We start from the raw sequence: 21,598 nt of genomic DNA, 5'->3' as shown, positions 1-21,598 counted from the left end.
TATGCTCATAAAGTTAGTAATATTATTTTGATTTGCAAGAGGGTATACTAAATAGTTTAGTTTTAATTTTTAAATACGTTATTATGAAAAAGTTTGTTTACATCGTTACCGACAGAAACCGTACAAGTATGCATGTTGGCATGAGTTCTGATTTGATTAAAACATTAGATTTTTACAAGCAGATGCCGAACTTATTTTTTGATAACGGAAAGCAACTAACACGTTTGGTTTATTTTGAAGAATTTAAAACTGAAGAACAGGCATTAAGTCGTTTCAAATCGGTAAGCAGATTTACACGTGTACAAAAAGAAAGATTGGTTCGTTCTTGTAATCCAGATTGGATTGATTTAACAATCGGTTTAGATTTTGAAAACATTTTATTACATAGAAATATAACCAATCAGGTTAAGTTATCTTTTACGAGTTTATCATAAATATTGGAGCATAAAAAAATCGCATCTGTTTCGGATGCGATTTTTTTAATGTATTTTTTATAAATTCTACCAACCAGGTGCAAAGGTTAAGCCGAATACACCTGCTTTAACATCTTTACGTTGGAAAGGTATTGCATAATAAGGTTCTAATACAAAATAGCCGAATACATTTACCCTTAACGATAAACCTACACTCATTACAGGAACACGCTCAGTAGTTGCTTGGTATGTACCAGTTTGAGTGCCATCAGCTCCAATAATAGGTGTGGTAACATAGGTTGGCTCATTTTTAAAAGCTACTTTAGTATCATTTGTCCAGGCAACGCCTGCATCAAAGAATAAGTTTAAGTCAGAGAATAAAAACTTAGATGGTATTGCTGATAATTTTTTAGGTCCTGTAAAAGGCAACCTCACTTCGAAATTAAATACAGCCATTTTACTTCCACTTAACTGATTAATATCGAAAGATTGGTCAGCCCTTTGAGTTGTAGCTTTATAAATTGAGTTTGATTCGTAACCTCTTATTAAATATGGATAACCTAAAAATAGTGGATACAATCTATCTGCATCTTTACCAATTCTTAGCATGTTGTAACTTCTAACTGCAAATGTAACTGGTTTAAGTCTCCAATACTTTCTTAAATCTACAGTTGCGCCAGCAAAGCTGTATGTACCTAAATATTTTTCAGCACTAACTCTATATCTAAAACCATCTAATGGTGCAGCTAAACCAAAAATTGAATTATCACCAACGAAACCAGCGTTTAATTGATATAGTGTAAACGAATTAAACGGCACACCATAATCTTGTGTTGCTTGTTCGTTAGATACTCTGCTTCTGTCAGAACCTACGTAAAAACCAGTATTGTTATAGTAATTACTGTATCTATCAATTCTATAACTATAATGAGAAAATGCTCCACCAAGTTCGAATCTGTGAATTTTACTAAATGGATAAGCACCGAAAATCTGAACCTGATCTTCAAAAGTTCTAATAATATCTGTACGTTGATTAATTACATCAATAGTTCCACTTCCAGATGGAAGTCTTTCATTGGCGTAAGAATTAAAACCTGAAACGTAAGGAATGTGAGATAAAGCAACACCCCAGTTTATTCTGCTTTTCTGGTTGATGTAACCAACTAAACCTCCGAAATCATAAATTTCACCATTTACAGAAAGGTTTCCTATAATTTGATTTGTACCTAATATATCGCTGAACATACCAACAATACCACCTTGTACACCTGTTCCAAATCTACTGGTTGAAACTCCAACACCACTATTTGCCAAATAATCTAATCTAAATTTAGGGCGGTACGGAACAACACGCATCGAATCGGCAACAACTTTTTCAAACCTATCGAAGTTTATCAAATTTGAGTTGATGATGTTTACACCAACATTTTCCATTGGTGGTAATATAGCCGCATCAAAATTCTCATCTTGATTATTTATTCTTTTTGGTTTAAAGCTATTTAGGTTTGCGTTATATAATGTGTACCGTTGGTAGCGGTAATAACTATAAACAATGTCGTTAGTTTGAGAAACTGAAATCGCAGGAGAGAACTCCGTTATACCACTTATTCCGGTAAAATAATCCGTTAATTGATCTACCGAATTATCGGCAAAGGTATATTTATAAAGGTTCCTAAAACCATCTCTATTTGATAGAAAGTAAACACTTTTGCTATCTGGCGAAAATTGTGCATTTAAGTTATTTGCACCATTGAAAACATCTAAATTGCTAACCGATTTTTTAGCAATATCATAAACAGCCAAATTTATTGGATGAACAGCAGTAATGTTATTGCCTTGAATTGCTGCTCTATCTGATGAAAAAACTAATTTATTTCCATCTGGTGAATAATTTGGAGCATAATCTGAATAGGCATCATTTGTAATCTGAGTTACTTTCTTGGTATCTAAGTTATAAGAGAAAATATCACTCTGACCTTCAACCATTCCAGAAAAGGCAATATCTTTTCCATTTGGTGCCCATGTTAAATTTCCAAACTGGCTTACATCGCCCATTTCCGTTTCTAAAACCGTATTGCCATTACTTACATTAATCACCAGCATTCTGTTTTTACCGCGACTAAAAATACTGAAGGCAAATTGTTTGCTATCTGGCGACCAGGCTCCGGCAGATTCTATAAAGTTAAAATCATCAATATGGCCGTTGGAAATCTGACTGGTTAATTTTCTAATAATCCTCCCGGTTTTCGCATCGGCCAGAAATAAATCTATCCCGAATAAATCCTTTTCAGACATAAACGCAACATACTTACCATCCGGACTAAGGGCGGGAGCAACGTTCATATTTCCTGCATTCTTGTTATCTAAAATCTTAGTTCCGGTAATTTTAATTTGCGAACTATCTGCCTTTAGCATTGGCTTATAATGTTCATCAATTGAGTTTTTCCATAAACCGGAAAGTGTTTTATCATCGTAACCGAAAGTATATCTGATTGCATTTTCATAACCATACTTAGCCGTATTTTTAAATAACGGAACTATTGTGGTATCACCATATTGCGAACCAATGTATGTCCAAAATGCCTGGCCGTAACGATATGGAAAATACTTATTTGAATTGGTAAGGTCTTTTAAAGAAGGGATGTCTCGATTAAGCATTGCATCCCGCATCCACATGGAAGTAAAGGCATCTTTTTTCCCGATTGATAAATATTCAGCCATACCTTCAACCATCCATAAAGGCGTTTGCCCTACATTTTCTAAGCTGATAGAATCCTTTTCCAATAAAACGTGGTACTGAAATGCATGAACTAGCTCATGTCCTAAAACATGCCTTGTTTGATTATTAAGCTCCATGACTGGCATAATAACCCTGTTTTTAAATGCTTCAGTCACACCACCGGTACCTATACCAATTTCTCCGTTAAGTGCTGTAGTTTGTTGGAAATCAGGATGGTTATTGTAAAGGATTATTGGGTTCTTTTTTAAAAATGTATCTCTAAAAACTTCCTGGTGCATTTTATACCAGGTCTCTGCATCTTGAGTGAATTTCTTTAAGAGATTTTCATTCTTTATGTAGTAATAAATCTCGAAGTGAGGTGTTTGTAAAACCTTAAAATCTAACTTTTTATACCTCACTTTGTTTTGCCCAAAATATTGCGCCTGAGCCGAAAAACTAATAAAGAATAGGAGTAAAGCCGGTATAAATTGCCTTAATAAAGTAGAGGTTATTTTCATACGTTTGGTTTTATAGTTGCAGTTTAAAATAAACTGATGATATATTAAGATTTAAATAAAAATAGTGATTGTTTAAATCACTATTAAAATTTTAACATTTTTTAAGAATACATTAATTGTCGCCGTTTTTCCGTTTTTCACGTTCCTCTTGTCGTTGTTTTCTTTTTAACTCACGTTCTTCTTTTTTAGTTAAAGGAACAACTACTGCAGGCTGATTTTGAACAGGCTCTGGTTTTTTATCTTCTTTCTTAACTTCTGTTTCTGTTGGTACAGGTGTTGGAGCCGTTTCGGTAGTAGCAGGTTCTGCAACATCAGTAGAGTCTACCAAAACGCTATCATTTGAGCTTGTATCTCTAACAATTCGAGGACTCGGACAATTGTAAGTTCTCGTAATTTCTACCGTAGCTTTTGGAAAAGGACCGTAAGTGTAACCAGATTTTGGATCTAAGTACACTTTCTCCATAAACTTAGCAAAAATTGGTAATGCAGTTCTCGAACCTTCTCCTTGCTCTCCGTTTTTAAAGTGCGCAGTTCTTTCATCGCATCCAACCCAAACACCAGTTACTAAATCTTTGGTTAAACCCATATACCAGGCATCAACATAATCTGATGAAGTTCCTGTTTTACCACCAATTTGATTGTTTTTTCTGAATAAATCAGGCCAATCCCACAATGCTTGAGAAGTTCCTCTAGGTTCTTCCATACCACCACGGAACATATAAGTCATTAACCAGGCAATTTCTTCGGTTAAAACTCTTTTCGTTTTTGGCTTAAATTCATCAATTAGATTATCATCCTGATCAGTAATTTTTTCTACAAGAATAGGGTCTGTTTTAACGCCATTGTTCATAAACGTAGCATAAGCCTTAACCATTTCGTAAACCGTAACATCGTTTGAGCCTAAGGCAACCGAAGGAACAGATTCTAAATGACTATCGATACCACATTCGTGCGCCCATTTAACAACATTATCCCAACCAACTTTTTCAGTTACCTGTGCTGTAATAGTATTTACTGAACGAGCCATTGCCCAACGCAAACTCATTTCCTGATAACTAACACTGTAATCTGCATTTTTAGGTTCCCAATATTTTGTTTCGCCCTTATCCTGGAAAGCAATTTTTACAGGTTTATCCGTAAACTTATCGCAAGGACTCATGCCTTGTTCTAAAGCAGTTAAATATGCAAATGGTTTAAATGTAGAGCCAGCCTGACGTTTTGCTTGATTAACGTGATCGTATTTAAAGAATTTGTGGTCGATACCACCAACCCACACTTTAATCTTTCCTGTAGATGGTTCCATTGTCATCATTCCGGTATTTAATATTTTGCCGTAGTAACGAATAGAATCTAAAGTTGAAAATAATGTATCTCTATCGCCCTTATAAGTAAAGATTTGCATCTTTTTCTTTTTGTTGAAATAGGCGGTAACCGAGTCAGGATTATTAGGGAATTTCTTTTGTAGCAAACTGTAAATCGGAAGGTTTTTCATCGCTCTATCCGGATAATCAACTTTGTTTTTTTCAGAATCGTACCATGGATCTTCATTTCCCCAAACACTGTAAAACCTACGTTGTAAAGTTTTCATTTGGTCTTGTACTGCTTCCTCTGCGTACTTTTGAAGTTTTGAATCAATGGTTGTATAAATTTTCAATCCATCCTCATACAAATCGTAGCCATTATCTTTACACCACTTTTCTAGATTTTTAGCTACAGCTGCTCTTAAATAAGAATCGCCATCACTGCCATCTTCCATTTTACCTTCTTTAAGTTTTATTGGCTCTTTTGAAAGTTGAGTTAAACTATCTCTACTTAAGAATTTATACTTGTTCATTTGGCTTAAAACCGTGTTTCTTCTTTCTAAAGCTCTTGCAGGATTTTTGATTGGATTATAATAAGTTGTTCCCTTCAGCATTCCTACAAGCATTGCAGCATCAGTTGTAGATAATTCTTTGGTTTCTTTATCAAAGTAAATTCTGCTTGCCGTTTTAATTCCATAAGCATTATTACCAAATGAAACCGTGTTAAGATACATTGTGATAATATCTTGCTTTGAATAGTTAGATTCCAGCTTTACAGCAGTCATCCATTCTTTTAGTTTAAAAATTAAGGTTCTTACTAATGGAATTTTATTTAATATACCTTGAGATTTATTATAACGTGTGCGATAGAGGTTTTTTGCCAATTGTTGGGTAATTGTACTTGCACCGCCTTCTTTACCAAAACCAACAACAGCTCTACCAACTGCTTGAGCATCAATTCCCCAATGTTTATAAAATCTTACATCTTCTGTAGCTACAAGTGCATTAATTACGCTTGGCGAAATTTCGTTGAAATTTACCGGCGTTCTATTTTCTTTAAAATATCTGCCAATAAGTTTTCCATCAGCAGTATATAACTCAGAACCCACACGTAAGGTTGGAATTTTAATATCATGGTAGCTTGGAGAATAACCAAATAGCCACAAAAAGTTAAGCTGAAGCGCTGAAAAGAAAATAATTACAAAAAAAACGAAAATTGAGGAATAGCGTAAGTACTTGTTTTTTATCTCTTTAAACATAGAATGTATAATGTAGTATAGGTAAAAGCATTAGGGATTAATATAAAAAAACTCCAAATACAAATTAACGTATTTAATTTACTTATTTTTTAGTCTATATTTAAATAAATCACATTAGAAATTAAAGCTTCACATAGAAATGAAAAACGAATTTAAAAGCCTAATTGTACAAGGAGATAAAAAATTTACGCTAAAAAATGTAAAAACAGATTATATAGGTGGATATACCAAGGAAAAGGCTAAAGATGCTCTTGTTAAATCGAAAATTGAGGTTAGTCAGCTACAAGAAAAACTATATGCTTCCGGAACGCATTCCTTATTAATCATTTTTCAGGCGATGGATGCTGCTGGAAAAGATAGCGCAATTGAACATGTTATGAGTGGTTTAAATCCACAAGGCTGTCAGGTGTTTAGTTTTAAGGTGCCAACATCAGAAGAATATGAACACGATTTTTTATGGAGGCATTACAAAGCATTGCCAGAAAGAGGTAGGATAGGCATTCATAATCGTTCTCATTATGAAAATGTATTGGTTTGCAAAGTGCATCCTAATTATATTTTAAGTGAAAATATACCTGGTTATGCTGATGTTAAAAAAATCAATAAAGACTTTTGGGCACAGCGATATAAAAGCATCAGAAATTTCGAGGAGCATTTAACAGCAAACGGAACTGTTATTTTAAAGTTCTTTTTAAATGTTGGTAAAGATGAACAAAAGCAGCGCTTTTTGGATAGGATAGAAGACCCTACTAAAAACTGGAAGTTTTCTTCGGGAGATATTAAAGAACGGGCTTTATGGAATGATTACATGAAAGCTTACGAAGATGCAATTAATGAAACAGCCAACAAAGATGTTCCATGGCATGTTATACCTGCGGATAAAAAATGGTTTGCCCGTTTAGCAATAAGCGAAATCATCGAAGATAAACTCAAAAGCTTAAATATTAAGTTTCCAGTTTTGGATGAAATTGAGCAGGGAAAACTGTTAGAAACCAAAAATGCTTTACTTGCTGAAGAAGTGAAATAAGCAAAAAAACTTTGTCAGCCTGAGCTTGTCGAAGGATTTACTGAAATATTATTTTCAGCGTTTCGACAAGCTCAACGTGACAAATGATTAGTATTGTTTTAATGATTTTTGTACCCAACTACTAATTTACGACTGGAAAAGCCGAAATCCTTAATCTTGCGCCACCCATTGGTACAAGTGTTAATTCTTTTTCAACTTCGTTACTTTTTAAAGGACTTTTTGGTAAAATATCAACTAAACCATATTGATCTATTTTCCATTCTGGAATTTGTTTGCCTTTGGCTTTAATTTCAATAGGTGTATTACTATTTGTGAATGGGTTATTGTCTTTTGGCCATTGTTTTTTAACTACTGAAAATGATTTTTCGAGGTTTGATTTATCGATTACCAACCCATAATTCCAATCTGTTTTTGGATGAATTTCAAATGATGGCCATTTTTGAGGATCAGCACCTTTCTGCCATCTAGAATCTCCGATAGCAGTTTCTTTACTGTCTTTTTGGATATATTCTTCATCAATTTTCAAAGAATAAGTAAGCGGACCATAATTTACACTCACACTGTTTTTATTTTTCTCCCACTCACGTAATTTCAAATCCATAGGCAATTGCAAGGTTATTTTATCTCCGTTTTTCCATAAATTTTCTAGTTTAATGTATGAGCCACTTTTAGCATCTATATTAACAGTTTTTCCATTTACTTTAACTAGCGGGTTTTTACACCAAGCCGGAATACGTAAATACAATGGAAATGAAACTGATTTTGTTGTCACAATATCCAGATTAATCATATCTTCAAAAGGATATTTCGTTGTTTGATTAAGGGTAACATTACTACCGTTTCCAACTTTAACATTTACTGAAGATTCTGCATATAACTGGGCAGCAATTCCATTATCTGGGGTAGCCATCCAAATGTTTTCTGCATAATAAACCCAACCTGCCGCATGGTTATGCTGGCAACAACGACTACTGAATGGATTCATCATTAAAAACGGCCCTGTGTTATCAATGCCCGGGTGATGGTTTTTTGCATCGCTAATAGCCATATTTGGAGCAGTTAAATACCTTAAGGCTTTATAATCTGGCGTAAAAGCTGCTGAGAAAGTATTAAAAGCAACATCTTCACAATTTTCAGCCCAGTATGTATCACCTGTCATCGAAAGCATCATTTGGTCTGATGTCATTTGTTCAACCAAGCCGCAAGTTTCAACAGCCTGTCGTGGGTCGTCATAACCTTTTCTTGAGTTTTCATCGCCACCAAACATTCCACCCGGAACGTGACCATAAATTTCTCTTATCAGTTTTTGATTGCTATAACTTGCATCTAAATCTGATTTGTTGTGGCTTAGTAGATAGTAAGTTGCAGGTTCGCGGAAGCATTGTGCAATATTAACATTATGCCAATTCGGTAAATTGTTAGTTTGTTTCCAATCTGATGTGTTTTTATCAATTTTAGTAGCTAAATCGAGTAAGAATTTATCTCCAGTATGATTGTAAAGCCAATAAATGCTTATAATATTATCACCTCCACGGCTTTTTTCCCAATAATCTTCTAATAGTTTATCATCTGGAATTGATAATTGCCATTTGAAATATTTTGTCATCATGGCAATTACTCGTTTATCTCCGCTATACTCGTAATAAGATTGTAAACACCAAAGCATTGGCATATTTGTCCATAAATCTCTTTTGCCTTCTCCTTTCTCCACCAGCGGACCAAAATCTCCATTTTCTCTTTGGTTTTCGATAGCAGCATTAAGCCAGAATTTTGCCTCCGAAATCATTTTAGAATCGTTAAGCATATAACCAATATTTGCATAGCCCTTTAACCAATATGGAAGTTCTTCCCATCCATATTTTCCTTTACCATCTTTATGCAACCAGGCATTGTCTTCTTTTGATAACCAGATGCTAATTTCTCCTAAGTTTCCGGTTAATCCATTTTTTTGGAGATTTAAGGCGTTTTTAAGCCAGCCGCCTGGTTTAATACTACCAATTGGTAGTTTAATAAAATGATTTTTTAATAATGGAGCTCTATTATTCTGATAAAAACTGTTATCAAGGTTATTGTTTGTATTGGAAACAACAGTTGCCTTTAAGCTCTGTGCTTGTACATTAAAGCTATTTAAAATACCAAAAATTAGTGCAGTGGCTAGGAAAGATTTGTGGCTCATAAAATCGATTTAGTTAACGGTTAATTGAAATAAAATTAATTTTTTATTTAAGTAAATGGATAAATTATTTATAAATGTTACATGATGAACTTTCAAGAAATAATTTAAATTAAATCTGTAATTTTCATCACTTTGTTCACTAACCAAAAATCCCTATGAACATTTCTAAAAGAATAATATTAATATTGACTTTCTTCCTTATAATTCAAAAATCAATGGCACAAATCGAAAAGAAGCAAACTCCGGCTGTACTAAATCATATCGCAATTTATGTAGCTGAACTAAAACCAGCTAGCGATTTTTATGAAAGTCTATTTAATTTGCCTGTAATTCCTGAGCCTTTTAAAGATGGTAAACATACCTGGTTTAGTTTAGGAGCAGCTGGTCACTTACACATTATTCAAGGCGATGATAGTAAAGCAACCTTCAATAAGAATAACCACTTATGCTTTAGTGTGCCATCAATTGATGATTTTATTAAAAAACTCAATGCAAAAGGTATAAAATTTGAAGATTGGGCAGGTAAAGTTGGTGCAATAAACTTACGTGTAGACGGTGTTAAGCAAATTTATTTTAAAGATTTGGATAACCATTGGTTAGAGGTAAATGATGCAAAAGATTAGTAATGGTAGAAATACCTATTATTTAAAACAAATACCTGTTTTAAGGAAAGCATTAATTGTAATGATTAATTTGAGCACAACTAAATTATTTATAAAATTTAAAAATGCAAAACGATATATTTTGCCAGATTGGTAATACTTCAAGAGATATTTACTTTATTTTAAACTTCGAAACAAAACAATTTGAATATATAGGCCCAGCCTTTGAACCTATTTTTGGAACTAATGCCATCGCCGTAAAAGATGCACCAATTAGATTGATGGATTTTATCCATCCGGAAGACAAAGAACTTGTTTTAGAGTTTTACAGAGAATGTTCTGAAGATTCTGTAAATCGAAAATATGAGTTCAGGATTATTGATGCTGAACAAACGACTAAATACTTACGAGTTAGTGCTTATCCTTTTAAAAATGGCGAAAAGCTTACTTTAATAACTGGTATCGTGGAAGATGTAAGTGTAGCTAAACACAATAACTTTCACATCGAAAAAATTAATGCCCGAAAAAACACAACACTTGAGATTGTTTCGCACGATTTAAAAGAACCAATGGCTATGATAAGTCTTGCTGTATCTGATTTATTAAAAGACAGACTTTTTGAAGGTCAAGACAGAATTCTGAATTCGTTAACTTTTATAAAAGATATGTGCGAGCGAAACATTCTACTTATCAGAAATTTAATAAACCACGAATTTTTAAGTTCTTCTGAAATAGAAATTAGAAAGGAACGGGCAGATATTGTTCACGAAATTAAAGATGTGCTTGGCTTTTATAAAATAGCTGAATCAAATTTGTTCAGAAGGTTTCAATTTACTTGTGATTCAGAGAAAATATACGCTTCTATAGATAGTATGAAGTTGATGCAGGTTATCAATAATTTAATATCAAATTCGATAAAGTTTACAGAAGTTAACGGGGCAATAGCAATTGATATCGAAGAAAAAGAAGAGAGTGTACTTATAAGTGTAAGTGATGATGGTATTGGGATTCCAAAACATTTACAACCTTATATTTTTGATAGATTTAGTATCGCTATGCGAGATGGTTTAAAAGGAGAAGATTCTTGGGGCTTGGGCATGGCTATTGCAAAAGTTATCGTAAACCTTCATGGCGGTAAAATATGGATGGAAAGTATAGAAAATGTTGGAACGAAATTCTTTATTGAAATCCCTAAATAGTCAATCATTTATTCATTTTTAAATGTGTTTTATTCATTTAAAAATGGAAATGTTTATTCACTTTATTCATACAGGATAAAGTAATAACATTTTATCTAATTTGTGGTTAATCATATAAAGCTTATCAGGATTGGAAGCAATGATTAATTTAGAGGATTGCAGGTTATGTTAATGTAGCCTGCAATTTTTTTCCTTAAAAACACTTCTGATTAATCATATGCTGCGATTTTGATATTTAAAATCTAAAATATCATGATAGAAGTCAATCAAAACACACCTTCACAACAACTGGATAATATTCAGGAAGGAGATCAGATTTGCTATAAGCATGGCAAATTTGGATTAGTAGAAAAAATACAAATTATACTTTCGAAAGGCAGAAAGAAATATTTTTATAAGTTGAAAAACGATAGGACAATTTTTGTGATGAGATAGCATAGTTTTAGCAAAGAAAAAGCCTCGAAAATTTCGAGGCTTTTTCTTTTTGTGGTTCAATTTGTTTTGTTGTTATGAGGTGCCTGCCCTACACGGATATCCCGCTCACAGGACTTATTTTCTGCTTATTTGTTGATAACAAGTTAGCGAATGAATGGTTTCATTTTATAAAATAATTATGAACAAACGCTAAAAAATGTTAATAACTCATAAGCCATAAAAAATCTGTTACTTTCTTAAATTAAATTCTCGAAATAAGGGTCATTGTAGTCTTTAACCACTTTTAAAACATTTGGGTATTTATCAAAATCTTCAGCTTGGTGTGCAGTGCTTAAAACGATACATTTCATGCCTGCATTTAGCGCAGCTTCTACACCTTTTGGAGCATCTTCAAAAACAAGACAATCTTCGGGTTTAACATTTAATAATTCAGCACATTTTAAAAATGTTTCCGGATGAGGTTTACTCTCTGCAACATCGTTTGCACTAACAATCGCTCCAATATAATCACGGATGTTTAAACCATCTAATACAAAATCAATGTTAAAAGGTATTGCTGCAGAACCGATAGCCATTGGTAAACTTATAGATTTTGCTCTATTTAAAAGTTCAGTTAATCCATCAATAAGTCTCAAATCCTGTAAGTAATCTTGTTGATAAATTTTCTCTTTTTTTATGGAGATATCATCCATTTGCTGTTGGGTAAAATAACCTTTGCCAAATACGCGTTGCAGAAGTTCATCGTTTTTGCCATACATCTGTAGCTTCACATCAGCGTATGAAATATTCGCATTCAAATCATCATTTAAAATTGTATGCCATGCTTTGTTATGGTATTCCATATCATCTATCATGGTGCCATTTAAATCGAAAAGAAAAGCTTTTGGAGTAAAAATCATTTTTAAAGAATTAAGTGCTAAAGATAAAAAAATACATAAATCCTCTTAATTTAAATTTTAACTATTAAATTAGTTGTAATATTCAATACATCATATAATTATATTAATATGAGATACTTAAGTTTAATTTTTCCTTTGTTAATCGTTATTGGAATTGTTATGTGGTATTATAACAAAAAAAAAAGCAAAACAAATAGAATTGATAATCAGGGCAACTATATAAATTATGGTATTCAGTGGGAGGATAGTTTAATTTATCATTTGCCACCTAATTTAGATACAACAATAATTGTAAAAGATGCAAACAACACACCTTTACAATTTCACCAATATATTAAACCTGTTTTTAATGGTGAAGCTACTATTTATTTAGAAGAAGGCATTTGGAGACTTCAAAGGTTTACGAAAGCAGCTTTAGATTCATTACAAAGAGACGATTTTGCAATTGCTCGTGCTGATAGATATTTTACATACAGAAATCCGGATTCTTCATCAACCTATAAACAAAAATTTTTAAATATTGCCAATCGCTTAAATATGGCAGACTACATATTAGTAATAAAGCATCAACGCAAAATGTATGTAAAAAGAAAAGGTGTTAATTTATTAGAATTCGACATCAATTTAGGCGGCAAACCTGTTGGAAATAAAGAATATGAAGGCGACCGTAAAACACCTGAAGGGATTTACCACCTTGATGTTAAATATAATAGACCCGATAAATTTTATAAGAGTTTCATGATTTCGTATCCAGATTTAGCCGATAAAGAAAGAGCTGAAAAGAAGGGAATGAAGCCTGGTTCGGGAATTTTGATACATGGAACCAGTTTAAACCGTAAAAATGCTAAAGATTGGACAAATGGTTGTATTGCATTAACAAATCCAGAAATGGATTCGCTTTTTAACCACGTGTTAGATGGAACTAAAATAGAGATAAGAAAATAGCGGGTTATTCTCCCGCTATTTCTTTTGAATATGTTTTAAGGTATTTCTTCAACATTTCTCTTGCAACAAATATTCTGGTTTTTACAGTTCCCAATGGAATTTGAAGCATATCTGCAATTTCGTGATATTTATAACCTTCAAAATATTTTATAAATGGAGTATGGTAAGCTTCTGGAAGAGAAGCTAATGCTTTGTGTATATCGCCAACAACAAATTTTCCAACTGCGTCATTTTTTGTCGAGCTATGCATTAAACTCGATGATGAAATCTCATCAGTTTGTGTTATAAGTGTTCTTGTTTTCGAAATTCTTCTGTAATTATTGATGAATGTATTGCGCATAATCACAAATAACCAGCCTTTAATATTAGTTCCTTCCTGAAAATTTTTATAAAACCTTATTGCTTTTAGTAAAGTTTCTTGCACTAAATCGTTAGCATCTTCAACATCATTGGTAAATTTTAATGCATGTAACCTTAAAGAAACTGCGTGAGCATTAATAACGTGGTTAAACTCAAGTGTTGTCATAATATTCAGTTTTAGGATTTGATAACATGGTTGCAAAATATATACCATATAAAATTATTTATTTTGGTCTGAATTCACATTAAGCCTAAAAAGCTAGTAATATTAGTCTAACAGCCATTTCAAAAAGCCGACCAGTTATTTATTGCGTATTTATACTCAGGTTTTTTAGTAGTTAAACCATACGCTTAAGAATTAAAACAATAACAAAAATCATTTATTAAACCACAATATTGTATTATTTGGATAATTTTGCAGTCAGTTTCTTTTTCGATTAGGGAGTTTTGTGATTTTCTTAGTTACAATGTTTATGAATACCACAGCTTTGATGGAAATAAGAGATAGAGTATTGCATTATGAATCCCGAAAAAATTAACATAGACAATAAATGGTTGCAATTCAATGGTTTTTCTCCGTTGATAACAATTTTTAAAGAATTTCATCCTTTAAATAAAGAAATTGAGGAAATCATTAATAATGAAACTTTTCCTGTCGTGTTTAAAAAGAACAAATTTATATCCTCTCCATTACATAGAAATAAGTATATTTTTTTAATTCTACAAGGTACAGTTCGTGGCTATATGAAGCATGGAAATAAAGAAATAACGACTTGGATTTCTAAAGAAAACGAACTTGCTGGAACAATAAGAAACTTATGGGAGGATGAATCTACTGAAGAATATATTCAGGCAATAGAACCTATAATAGCAATTGCAATACCGCACTTAATGTCTAAAAAACTCTATGAGCAATTTCCTATTGCAAACTATGTAGGAAGAAAAATGACCGAGTTATATTATGCTGCTGCATTTGAACGTGGTTATTTATGCAGGTTGCAATCTTCAGAACGAAGGTATAAACGCTTCCTAAAATCATACCCTGATTTGGTAGATCGTGTTCCGTTAAAGTTTATTGCATCATTTTTAGGTATGAGATTAGAAACCTTATCAAGAATTAGGGCTAAAATTAATACCTAATTTACCTGCGTCGGACTTTTCTTAAAATAGAAATAACATAGCGGAAATAAGCAGATTAAGCCAAGCATAAAACCACCAAGGGTATCTGTAAACCAATGTGCACCAAGGTAAATTCTTGATGGTGCAATCATAACAATTAGGAAAACAGATAAATAAGTAACAAATCTTCTTAAACTTTTAGGAATAGTTTTAAGGTTTTGCATTAAAACAATCAAAAATCCAAAGAAAAGTACATAAGATAAAACATGACCACTTGGGTAGCTTTGAAAACGGTTAACTTCTACCAATCGAACATAAAAGCTTGTTGGTCGCGGTCTGTTAATTACATTTTTAACACCTAAAATAATTAAACCCGAAAATAGTGTTAGTGCAATAAAATAACTTTCTCGTTTGTACTTTTTAATATAAAATATAGCTGCAACAACTAAAACAGATAGAAGCGACCAAGGTAATTCTCCAAAAAAACTTATTGCAAGCATTGTTTTATCTAACCACACCGCCTGGTATTGCTGTACTACCAATGAAACATTCAAATCAAATGGTAAAATTGGATGTTTGGCTATAAAGAAACTTAAAATTATGAAGCTAATTGTTAGTATAGAAAGTAATATTAAAACAAGTTTTTGGTTTTTAGGCATAGTAGATAAATAAGAAGTTTCAAAACTATAAATTTATTTACAAAGCAATTCCATGTATCAAGAATCTTATTTATCAATGTTTATAATGTAAAAAATCCTTTCTATCAAGGATTTTAAACTGTTGGTATAAGCTACTTTGTTTTGTGGCATTGTTTATTAATCTTCGAATAGATTATAGGAAATCTAAGCTTAAACAGTCGGCACAGCTACCTCTTTGTCGACTGTAAAAGCAACTTTCAAAACCCGCATCTACCTAAAATTCTCAACAATTTCTCGAAAACATGAGCATAAATAATTTATTTATGCCTCTATAAATTAAATTTTATAATTCAAAAAACCATATTTAAAACAATTAATATAAGCTGTTGTATATAAATAAGATAAACTATTCCGTTCTAGTTTAGAAGGCGCTCATTTACGCATACCTAAAACATTGATAATTATGATTGATCAACGCAAAGTAAAGCTCGAAATGAATGACTCTCTTACAAAAAAGGTTATTGAATTACATGATAAAGGATACGATTGCGATTTCCTTTTAATAGGAGAAACCGTTTTATTGTGTATGCAAACCAATAGAAGATATCCGGTTAAAGACGTGACAGTAAATGCCGTTAAAAGAGCTTACGATGATTTTTCGAACTCGTACAAACACATCCATACAATAGAAACAAGCAGCGGCGAGAAAGGTGTTTTATTGGCAGATTCTGTTTTCAATTAAAGAATTACTGTTTCACTACAATCTGTTTTGGTTCTGTTACTACAATTTGAAATTTGCCTTTAAACTCGCTGATAATTCCGGTAACACAGATATTATTACCAAGGTACATACTTGCAGGTTCTGAAGAGAATTTAGAAATATCATCTTTGTTTATAGCAAGGGTAAGCAGCTCATTTGGGTAAGCTCCACCTAAATTTATTAAACTAATTTTATCTAAGGCTTTGGTACTGTAAACAGAATCGCAGATTGTAACCGTTTTCCCTACATATTGTGCAGCATCTTTAGCTAAAATTAATGTTTGGCTTTTCGCCAAATAACTTAAAGATGTTAATAGTAATAAAGTTAGTAGCTTTTTCATAAGAGTTTACTTAAGGATGATCTGTTTAACAAAGATACAACGCTGTTTTCATTGTTTCATTTTTGTTGAACAATAATTTTACCTTATTATCTAAATCATTTTCATACTTTATAAAACATTAATTTATATTTAAGAAATATAATTAACAAGCATATTTAATGAAATCCTTAACTACTATTGCTATCTCCGGTATCGCAATAACATTTCTCGCTTTACCAACACTTTTTACAAATTCATTTATCAAAAAATCGAATGGAACAAAACTAAAAAATGAAAGTATCTTAAGGATTGATACTCCAGACCAAGATAGATTTGTAAAAGTTAATTTGGTTCAAGGTCAATTTACCGAGCCTACAGAAATGGCCGTTTTGCCAAATTTGGATATTCTTGTGGCGCAAAGAAGGGGTGAGTTAATGCTGTATAAAAGCCAAACAAAAAAAGTTACTCAAATTGCAAAGCTCGATGTTTATTTTAAAACAGGATTATCTGATGTGAACGCTGAAGAAGGTTTATTGGGTTTAACCATCGACCCGAAATATGCCATAAATAAATATGTATATCTATTTTATAGTCCGATGGGGAGTTCTGTAAACCGTTTATCAAGATTTAAAATGGTAAATGATGTTTTAAGCATGTCATCAGAAAAAGTGATTTTAGAATTTTATTCTCAACGTGAAATTTGCTGTCATACAGGTGGATCATTGGCATTCGGACCAGATGGATTATTGTACATCTCTACGGGAGATAATTCGACACCATTTGATGTACCAAATCAAAAATTTGTTAACAAAGGATATGCGCCTTTAGATAATAGAGAAGGATTGCATCAATACGATGCAAGAAGATCTGCCGGGAATACCAATGATTTGCGAGGCAAAATTTTAAGAATTAAAGTAAATGAAAATGGAAGTTATAGCATCCCAGAAGGAAATTTATTTTCAAAAACTGATAAAGGCAGACCTGAGATTTTTGTAATGGGAAATAGAAATCCTTACAGAATATCAGTTGACCAAAAAAATGGTTATTTGTATTGGGGAGAAGTTGGTCCGGATGCTAATAATGATGATGAGTTAAGAGGACCTAGAGGTTATGATGAAGTAAACCAAGCGAGAAAGGCAGGTAATTTTGGTTGGCCACTATTCATAGGGAATAATTATCCTTACAAAGCATTCGATTTTACTAATGGTAAAAACGGAGAAGCTTTTGATGCCGCAAAGCCGGTAAACAACTCGCCAAATAATACTGGTTTAACAAATTTACCACCAGCTCAGCCTGCATTTATTTGGTATCCTTATGGAGAATCAAAAGAGTTTCCACAAGTTGGTTCTGGTGGAAGGACTGCAATGACAGGTCCTGTGTTATATACCCAAGCCAATTCAGCTTACCCAACTTATTATAATGGAAAATTAATAATTTACGAATGGGTTAGAGGTTGGGTTAAGGCAGTAACTATGAATTCTGCCGGAGATTATTTAAGCATGGAGCCGATTATGTCTAATTTATCTTTCGCGGCACCGATAGATATGGAACAAGGCCCTGATGGGAAAATTTATGTGTTAGAATATGGTAAAGGTTGGTTTTCAAAAAATCCGGATGCTGGAATTGCCAGAGTTGATTATTTAAAAGGCAACAGACCACCTGTTATTAATGCATTAGAAATTGAAAAACCTAGCGGCTTATTACCGTACAAAATGATTGCAAAAGTTGATGCACGTGATGCAGACGGAGGTAAATTAACTTACATATGGAATCTTGGAAATGGCTTAAAAAAAACTACAACAGTTCCTCAAATTGCACATACATATACTAAAGCAGGCGAATACGCAATTAGTGTTTCTGTTGTAGATAATGCTAATGCAAGTACAAAAAGTAAAACAATTCCCGTTTTTGCAGGCAATGAGCATCCAAAGGTTGATATTGTAATCGCAGGAAATAAATCTTTCTATTTTCCTGAAAAGGCAGTTAATTATCAAGTTTTGGTATCTGATAAAAACACAACGGTAAATAAAGACAGAATCTTTATTTCGAGTAGTTATACCGAAGGAACCGATTTAGCTGGTGCACAGCTTGGCCACCAACAAGTTGCTCAAACTATGATTGGAAAATCGCTGATGATGAAATCTGATTGCAGCACTTGCCATAAAGTTTCAGAAACATCAATCGGACCAGCATTTAATAAGATTTCCACCAAATATCAAAAAGACCCAAAAGCTATAGAATATCTTGCATCCAAAGTTATAAAAGGAAGTTCTGGAGTTTGGGGCGAGGTTCCAATGCCTGCTCATGCATCGATGAAAGAAAGTGAGGTTAAGCAAATTGTAGAATGGGTTATGAGTCTTTCGGCAAAGAATAATACGCCTGCATCTTTACCAAACAAGGGAACAATAACACCACCGAAAACTATTAATAAAAATAAGTCAGTTTTAACTTTAAAAGCAAGTTATGCCGATTTAGGTGCAAAAGGTATAAGACCCTTAAGTACTATCAATACTTTTAACTTGAAAAGCAATATTATCAGCAGTAATGATTTAAATGAACTTAGTGGTTTTAACCGCAATGATGATGGCAGTTTGACTTTGGCTAAGCCAGAGGGATGGATTAAGTTAAGAACTATTGATTTAACTGATGTTCTTTCGTTTCAAATATCGAAAAATGCTGTTGATACCAATGAAGATTATGAAATAGAGATAAGACTTGATAATGAAAACGGAAAACTTCTTTCAAAATCTACATTTGGAAAAGGTATTTTTCCAATAACTGCAGTAATTGATGGAAATTTCCACAACGTTTTTATACTATTTAAATCACAGAGTGAAAAGAAAGGCAAACTTGATGTTAAGTCGATAATGTTAAATGCGAAGTAATAAAAAAAGGCTTTGAATAATTTTCAAAGCCTTTTTTATTTATTTATTGAAACACTAATTAATTTTGCTGCATAAGGTTTTGCTTCACAAATAGAACAAATGATTCTTTATATTTTGAGGCTAACGAAGTTGATAAACCACCGGTTAAAACAATCTGATCGCCCAAAAAGCTTTTAACATGTAATTTAGATATTATAGCCGATGAATTAACTTGTATAAAGGCCGGATGTTTACGTAGTAACTCTACAATTTTATTAAAATTTAATTTAAAGCTCATGTAATTTCCGCTAGTTGTTCTAAAATAAACCATTTCATTTATTTGCTCGAAAAGAACAAGTTCGTTAAAAACAATTTCAACAGCTTCAGAAGTATTTTCTCTTAACTGTACAGAAAAAGATTCTTCAAGTAATTCATCATTAAGTGGGTTTTCGTTAGGATAAAGGTTATTAATTGCCTCTGAGAAATGAATTAATGAATATGGTTTAAGCAAATACCCATCAGCTGCTACGTTAAAAGCATCTAATGCATATTTTGAATGTGCTGTAGTAAAAATTAAATGTTTAGTTTTTTTTCTAAGTAATTTGGCAAGCTCAATTCCTGATAGTGCAGGCATTTCAATATCCATAAAAATAATGTCAACCGTATCTGCCGAAGAAATATCTGTTAATGCTTGTAAAGGGTCTGTAAAGCTTTTTACAAGTTGTAAATCTGGAATTTTAGCCAAATAAGAATTAAGGTTTTCTAATGAATTCGGATCGTCATCTATCGCAATACAATTAATCGGCATATATAAGAGGTTTAAGAGATTTTAATTTAAATTAAGTTTTTTATTACAATTATTTAATCTTTTGTAAAAAATAAGATTGTATAAAATTTATGCCCCTTCATGTAAAAATTAAATAACGTTGGGGCTAATTTATGAATTATCTTTTTAAGTTTTCTATTTTTTTATGGCAACATCAACATTAAAGTGTTCATTATCATCAATGTAGCTTTTAATGTTTGCGTTTAAACCATAAGTGTAACTCAAACGTTTGGTAATATTATCCATTCCCGTTCCGGAGCGTTTACCTTGTTGAAATTCTGGTTTTATTAAATTTTTGGTTTTGAGTTCTAAGCTGTTTTCAGTTTTAATTATTGATATTTCGGCGGGTTGTTCTAATTTAGATAAATCACCATGTTTGAATATATTTTCGACTAAAGTGGTTAAAACCATTGGTATAATTTGTTCCGTTTTAACTTCATCATCATACCAAAATCTTATTTGCAAAGTATGCCCATTTCTTAGTTGGTGCAGATTAATTAAATTTTCTGCCTGCTCAATTTCATCTCCAAGAAGTACAAATTCATCTTTATAATTACTATCTGCGGCATACCTCATCATTTCGGATAATGCCACAATTGTTTCTGCTGCAACCGGCGAATTATCTTTTGCGTTTTGATAAATGAAATCTAAAGTATTAAATAATAAGTGAGGATGTATTTGTGCCCTCAAAAACGCATTTTCTGATTTAGCTAACTGAATGATGTTGTGCAGCTTTTGTTGTTCCAGATTTTCTGTTTTTTTTCGCTCTTTAAAAAATGTAACCAGGAAATAGTAGGCTGTACCAAATACAATAAAATAAAGTGCTCTAATTAAACCTCCCAAGAAAAAGGTTCTGTTTATTTCTACTTCCTTAATTGTAATAATATGGGTGTATCTGTTTACGTAATTGTAGGCAATATACATAACTAATAAAAATGCAATTGTTTCTAAAATTAAATAAAGTGGTACTTTCCATATGGCCGATTTCAAATTTTCTAAGCCATACTTTAAAACCAAATTGGCATGGCAATAAAATATTCCAATATTAATCATGTAATGAAATATATACCTTCCAGGTTCTCCAAATTGCCCTGCGTACAACCCAACAATAACGATTTCGTAAAATATAAATACAGTCCAAAAAATAAAATGATATTTATTTGAAACAAACCACTTCCACAAGAATGGATTTTTAGAGAGCGAATTATCTGGCATTAAT

At 32.4% G+C, this 21,598-nt stretch carries 18 protein-coding genes; 9 read left to right on the top strand and 9 right to left on the bottom strand.

The features are described from left to right. The first annotated feature begins 83 nt into the window (after window positions 1–83). Window positions 84–434, top strand: a complete 351-nt coding sequence (locus ACO05K_RS07195; protein ID WP_421943768.1) for a GIY-YIG nuclease family protein — start codon at window positions 84–86, stop codon at window positions 432–434. Between the two features lie 66 nt (window positions 435–500). Here ACO05K_RS07195 and ACO05K_RS07190 read toward each other — a convergent pair whose 3' ends face one another. Together ACO05K_RS07190 and ACO05K_RS07185 are read right to left on the bottom strand one after the other, a co-directional pair. Further along, window positions 501–3,650 (bottom strand): peptidase MA family metallohydrolase, encoded by a 3,150-nt coding sequence (locus ACO05K_RS07190; RefSeq protein WP_421943767.1) that lies wholly within the window; start codon window positions 3,648–3,650, stop codon window positions 501–503. A 112-nt stretch (window positions 3,651–3,762) separates the two neighbouring features. After that, the gene (locus ACO05K_RS07185; RefSeq protein WP_421943766.1) at window positions 3,763–6,210 is read right to left on the bottom strand and encodes a transglycosylase domain-containing protein; all 2,448 of its coding nucleotides are present in this window, start codon (window positions 6,208–6,210) and stop codon (window positions 3,763–3,765) included. A gap of 139 nt (window positions 6,211–6,349) precedes the next feature. Between ACO05K_RS07185 and ACO05K_RS07180 the strand changes: the two genes are divergently transcribed. Then, window positions 6,350–7,237: a polyphosphate kinase 2 family protein gene (locus ACO05K_RS07180; RefSeq protein WP_421943765.1), complete on the top strand. Its 888-nt coding sequence runs from the start codon at window positions 6,350–6,352 to the stop codon at window positions 7,235–7,237. A gap of 121 nt (window positions 7,238–7,358) precedes the next feature. Here the strand turns inward: ACO05K_RS07180 and ACO05K_RS07175 are convergent, their stop codons facing one another. Further along, the gene (locus ACO05K_RS07175) at window positions 7,359–9,413 is read right to left on the bottom strand and encodes a beta-L-arabinofuranosidase domain-containing protein (protein WP_421943764.1); all 2,055 of its coding nucleotides are present in this window, start codon (window positions 9,411–9,413) and stop codon (window positions 7,359–7,361) included. A 215-nt stretch (window positions 9,414–9,628) separates the two neighbouring features. Here ACO05K_RS07175 and ACO05K_RS07170 point away from each other — a divergent pair, with 215 nt between their 5' ends. The 3 genes from ACO05K_RS07170 (at window position 9,629) to ACO05K_RS07160 (ending at window position 11,649) form a co-directional block, all read left to right on the top strand. Then, window positions 9,629–10,036 (top strand): VOC family protein, encoded by a 408-nt coding sequence (locus tag ACO05K_RS07170; protein WP_421943763.1) that lies wholly within the window; start codon window positions 9,629–9,631, stop codon window positions 10,034–10,036. 104 nt (window positions 10,037–10,140) lie between these two features. Beyond that, window positions 10,141–11,214: a PAS domain-containing sensor histidine kinase gene (locus tag ACO05K_RS07165; protein WP_421943762.1), complete on the top strand. Its 1,074-nt coding sequence runs from the start codon at window positions 10,141–10,143 to the stop codon at window positions 11,212–11,214. Window positions 11,215–11,466: 252 nt separating this feature from the next. Then, window positions 11,467–11,649: a hypothetical protein gene (locus ACO05K_RS07160; protein WP_421943761.1), complete on the top strand. Its 183-nt coding sequence runs from the start codon at window positions 11,467–11,469 to the stop codon at window positions 11,647–11,649. Between the two features lie 236 nt (window positions 11,650–11,885). Here the strand turns inward: ACO05K_RS07160 and ACO05K_RS07155 are convergent, their stop codons facing one another. Next, window positions 11,886–12,548, bottom strand: a complete 663-nt coding sequence (locus tag ACO05K_RS07155; protein ID WP_421943760.1) for an HAD family hydrolase — start codon at window positions 12,546–12,548, stop codon at window positions 11,886–11,888. A gap of 108 nt (window positions 12,549–12,656) precedes the next feature. Between ACO05K_RS07155 and ACO05K_RS07150 the strand changes: the two genes are divergently transcribed. Next, window positions 12,657–13,493 (top strand): L,D-transpeptidase family protein, encoded by an 837-nt coding sequence (locus ACO05K_RS07150; RefSeq protein WP_421943759.1) that lies wholly within the window; start codon window positions 12,657–12,659, stop codon window positions 13,491–13,493. A 4-nt stretch (window positions 13,494–13,497) separates the two neighbouring features. Here ACO05K_RS07150 and ACO05K_RS07145 read toward each other — a convergent pair whose 3' ends face one another. Then, entirely contained in the window at window positions 13,498–14,019 is a 522-nt protein-coding gene (locus ACO05K_RS07145) for an RNA polymerase sigma factor (RefSeq protein WP_421943758.1), read from the bottom strand. A gap of 353 nt (window positions 14,020–14,372) precedes the next feature. Here ACO05K_RS07145 and ACO05K_RS07140 point away from each other — a divergent pair, with 353 nt between their 5' ends. Beyond that, window positions 14,373–14,993 carry a Crp/Fnr family transcriptional regulator gene (locus ACO05K_RS07140; protein ID WP_421943757.1) on the top strand — a complete coding sequence of 207 codons (621 nt, stop codon included), beginning with the start codon at window positions 14,373–14,375 and terminating at the stop codon, window positions 14,991–14,993. Here ACO05K_RS07140 and ACO05K_RS07135 read toward each other — a convergent pair. Beyond that, window positions 14,990–15,631, bottom strand: coding sequence for a phosphatase PAP2 family protein (locus ACO05K_RS07135; protein ID WP_421943756.1), 642 nt, complete (start codon window positions 15,629–15,631; stop codon window positions 14,990–14,992). The two genes, ACO05K_RS07140 and ACO05K_RS07135, sit on opposite strands and share 4 nt — an antisense overlap. A 442-nt stretch (window positions 15,632–16,073) precedes the next feature. Here ACO05K_RS07135 and ACO05K_RS07130 point away from each other — a divergent pair, with 442 nt between their 5' ends. Then, the gene (locus ACO05K_RS07130; RefSeq protein WP_421943755.1) at window positions 16,074–16,352 is read left to right on the top strand and encodes a hypothetical protein; all 279 of its coding nucleotides are present in this window, start codon (window positions 16,074–16,076) and stop codon (window positions 16,350–16,352) included. 4 nt (window positions 16,353–16,356) lie between these two features. Here ACO05K_RS07130 and ACO05K_RS07125 read toward each other — a convergent pair whose 3' ends face one another. Then, complete coding sequence (locus tag ACO05K_RS07125; protein WP_421943754.1) at window positions 16,357–16,710, bottom strand: hypothetical protein; 354 nt, start codon at window positions 16,708–16,710, stop codon at window positions 16,357–16,359. 158 nt (window positions 16,711–16,868) lie between these two features. Between ACO05K_RS07125 and ACO05K_RS07120 the strand changes: the two genes are divergently transcribed. Continuing rightward, window positions 16,869–19,574 (top strand): PQQ-dependent sugar dehydrogenase, encoded by a 2,706-nt coding sequence (locus tag ACO05K_RS07120; protein ID WP_421943753.1) that lies wholly within the window; start codon window positions 16,869–16,871, stop codon window positions 19,572–19,574. A gap of 58 nt (window positions 19,575–19,632) precedes the next feature. On the opposite strand, the gene ACO05K_RS07115 is transcribed toward ACO05K_RS07120, so the two are convergent. Together ACO05K_RS07115 and ACO05K_RS07110 are read right to left on the bottom strand one after the other, a co-directional pair. Next, complete coding sequence (locus ACO05K_RS07115) at window positions 19,633–20,361, bottom strand: LytR/AlgR family response regulator transcription factor (protein ID WP_421943752.1); 729 nt, start codon at window positions 20,359–20,361, stop codon at window positions 19,633–19,635. Between the two features lie 153 nt (window positions 20,362–20,514). Further along, window positions 20,515–21,594 carry a sensor histidine kinase gene (locus tag ACO05K_RS07110; protein WP_421943751.1) on the bottom strand — a complete coding sequence of 360 codons (1,080 nt, stop codon included), beginning with the start codon at window positions 21,592–21,594 and terminating at the stop codon, window positions 20,515–20,517. Window positions 21,595–21,598 lie beyond the last annotated feature (4 nt).

This window comes from Pedobacter sp. (assembly GCF_965227205.1).
In the GTDB taxonomy this organism is placed as follows: Bacteria; Bacteroidota; Bacteroidia; order Sphingobacteriales; family Sphingobacteriaceae; genus Pedobacter.
This window is presented reverse-complemented; position numbering and strand designations above follow the sequence as displayed.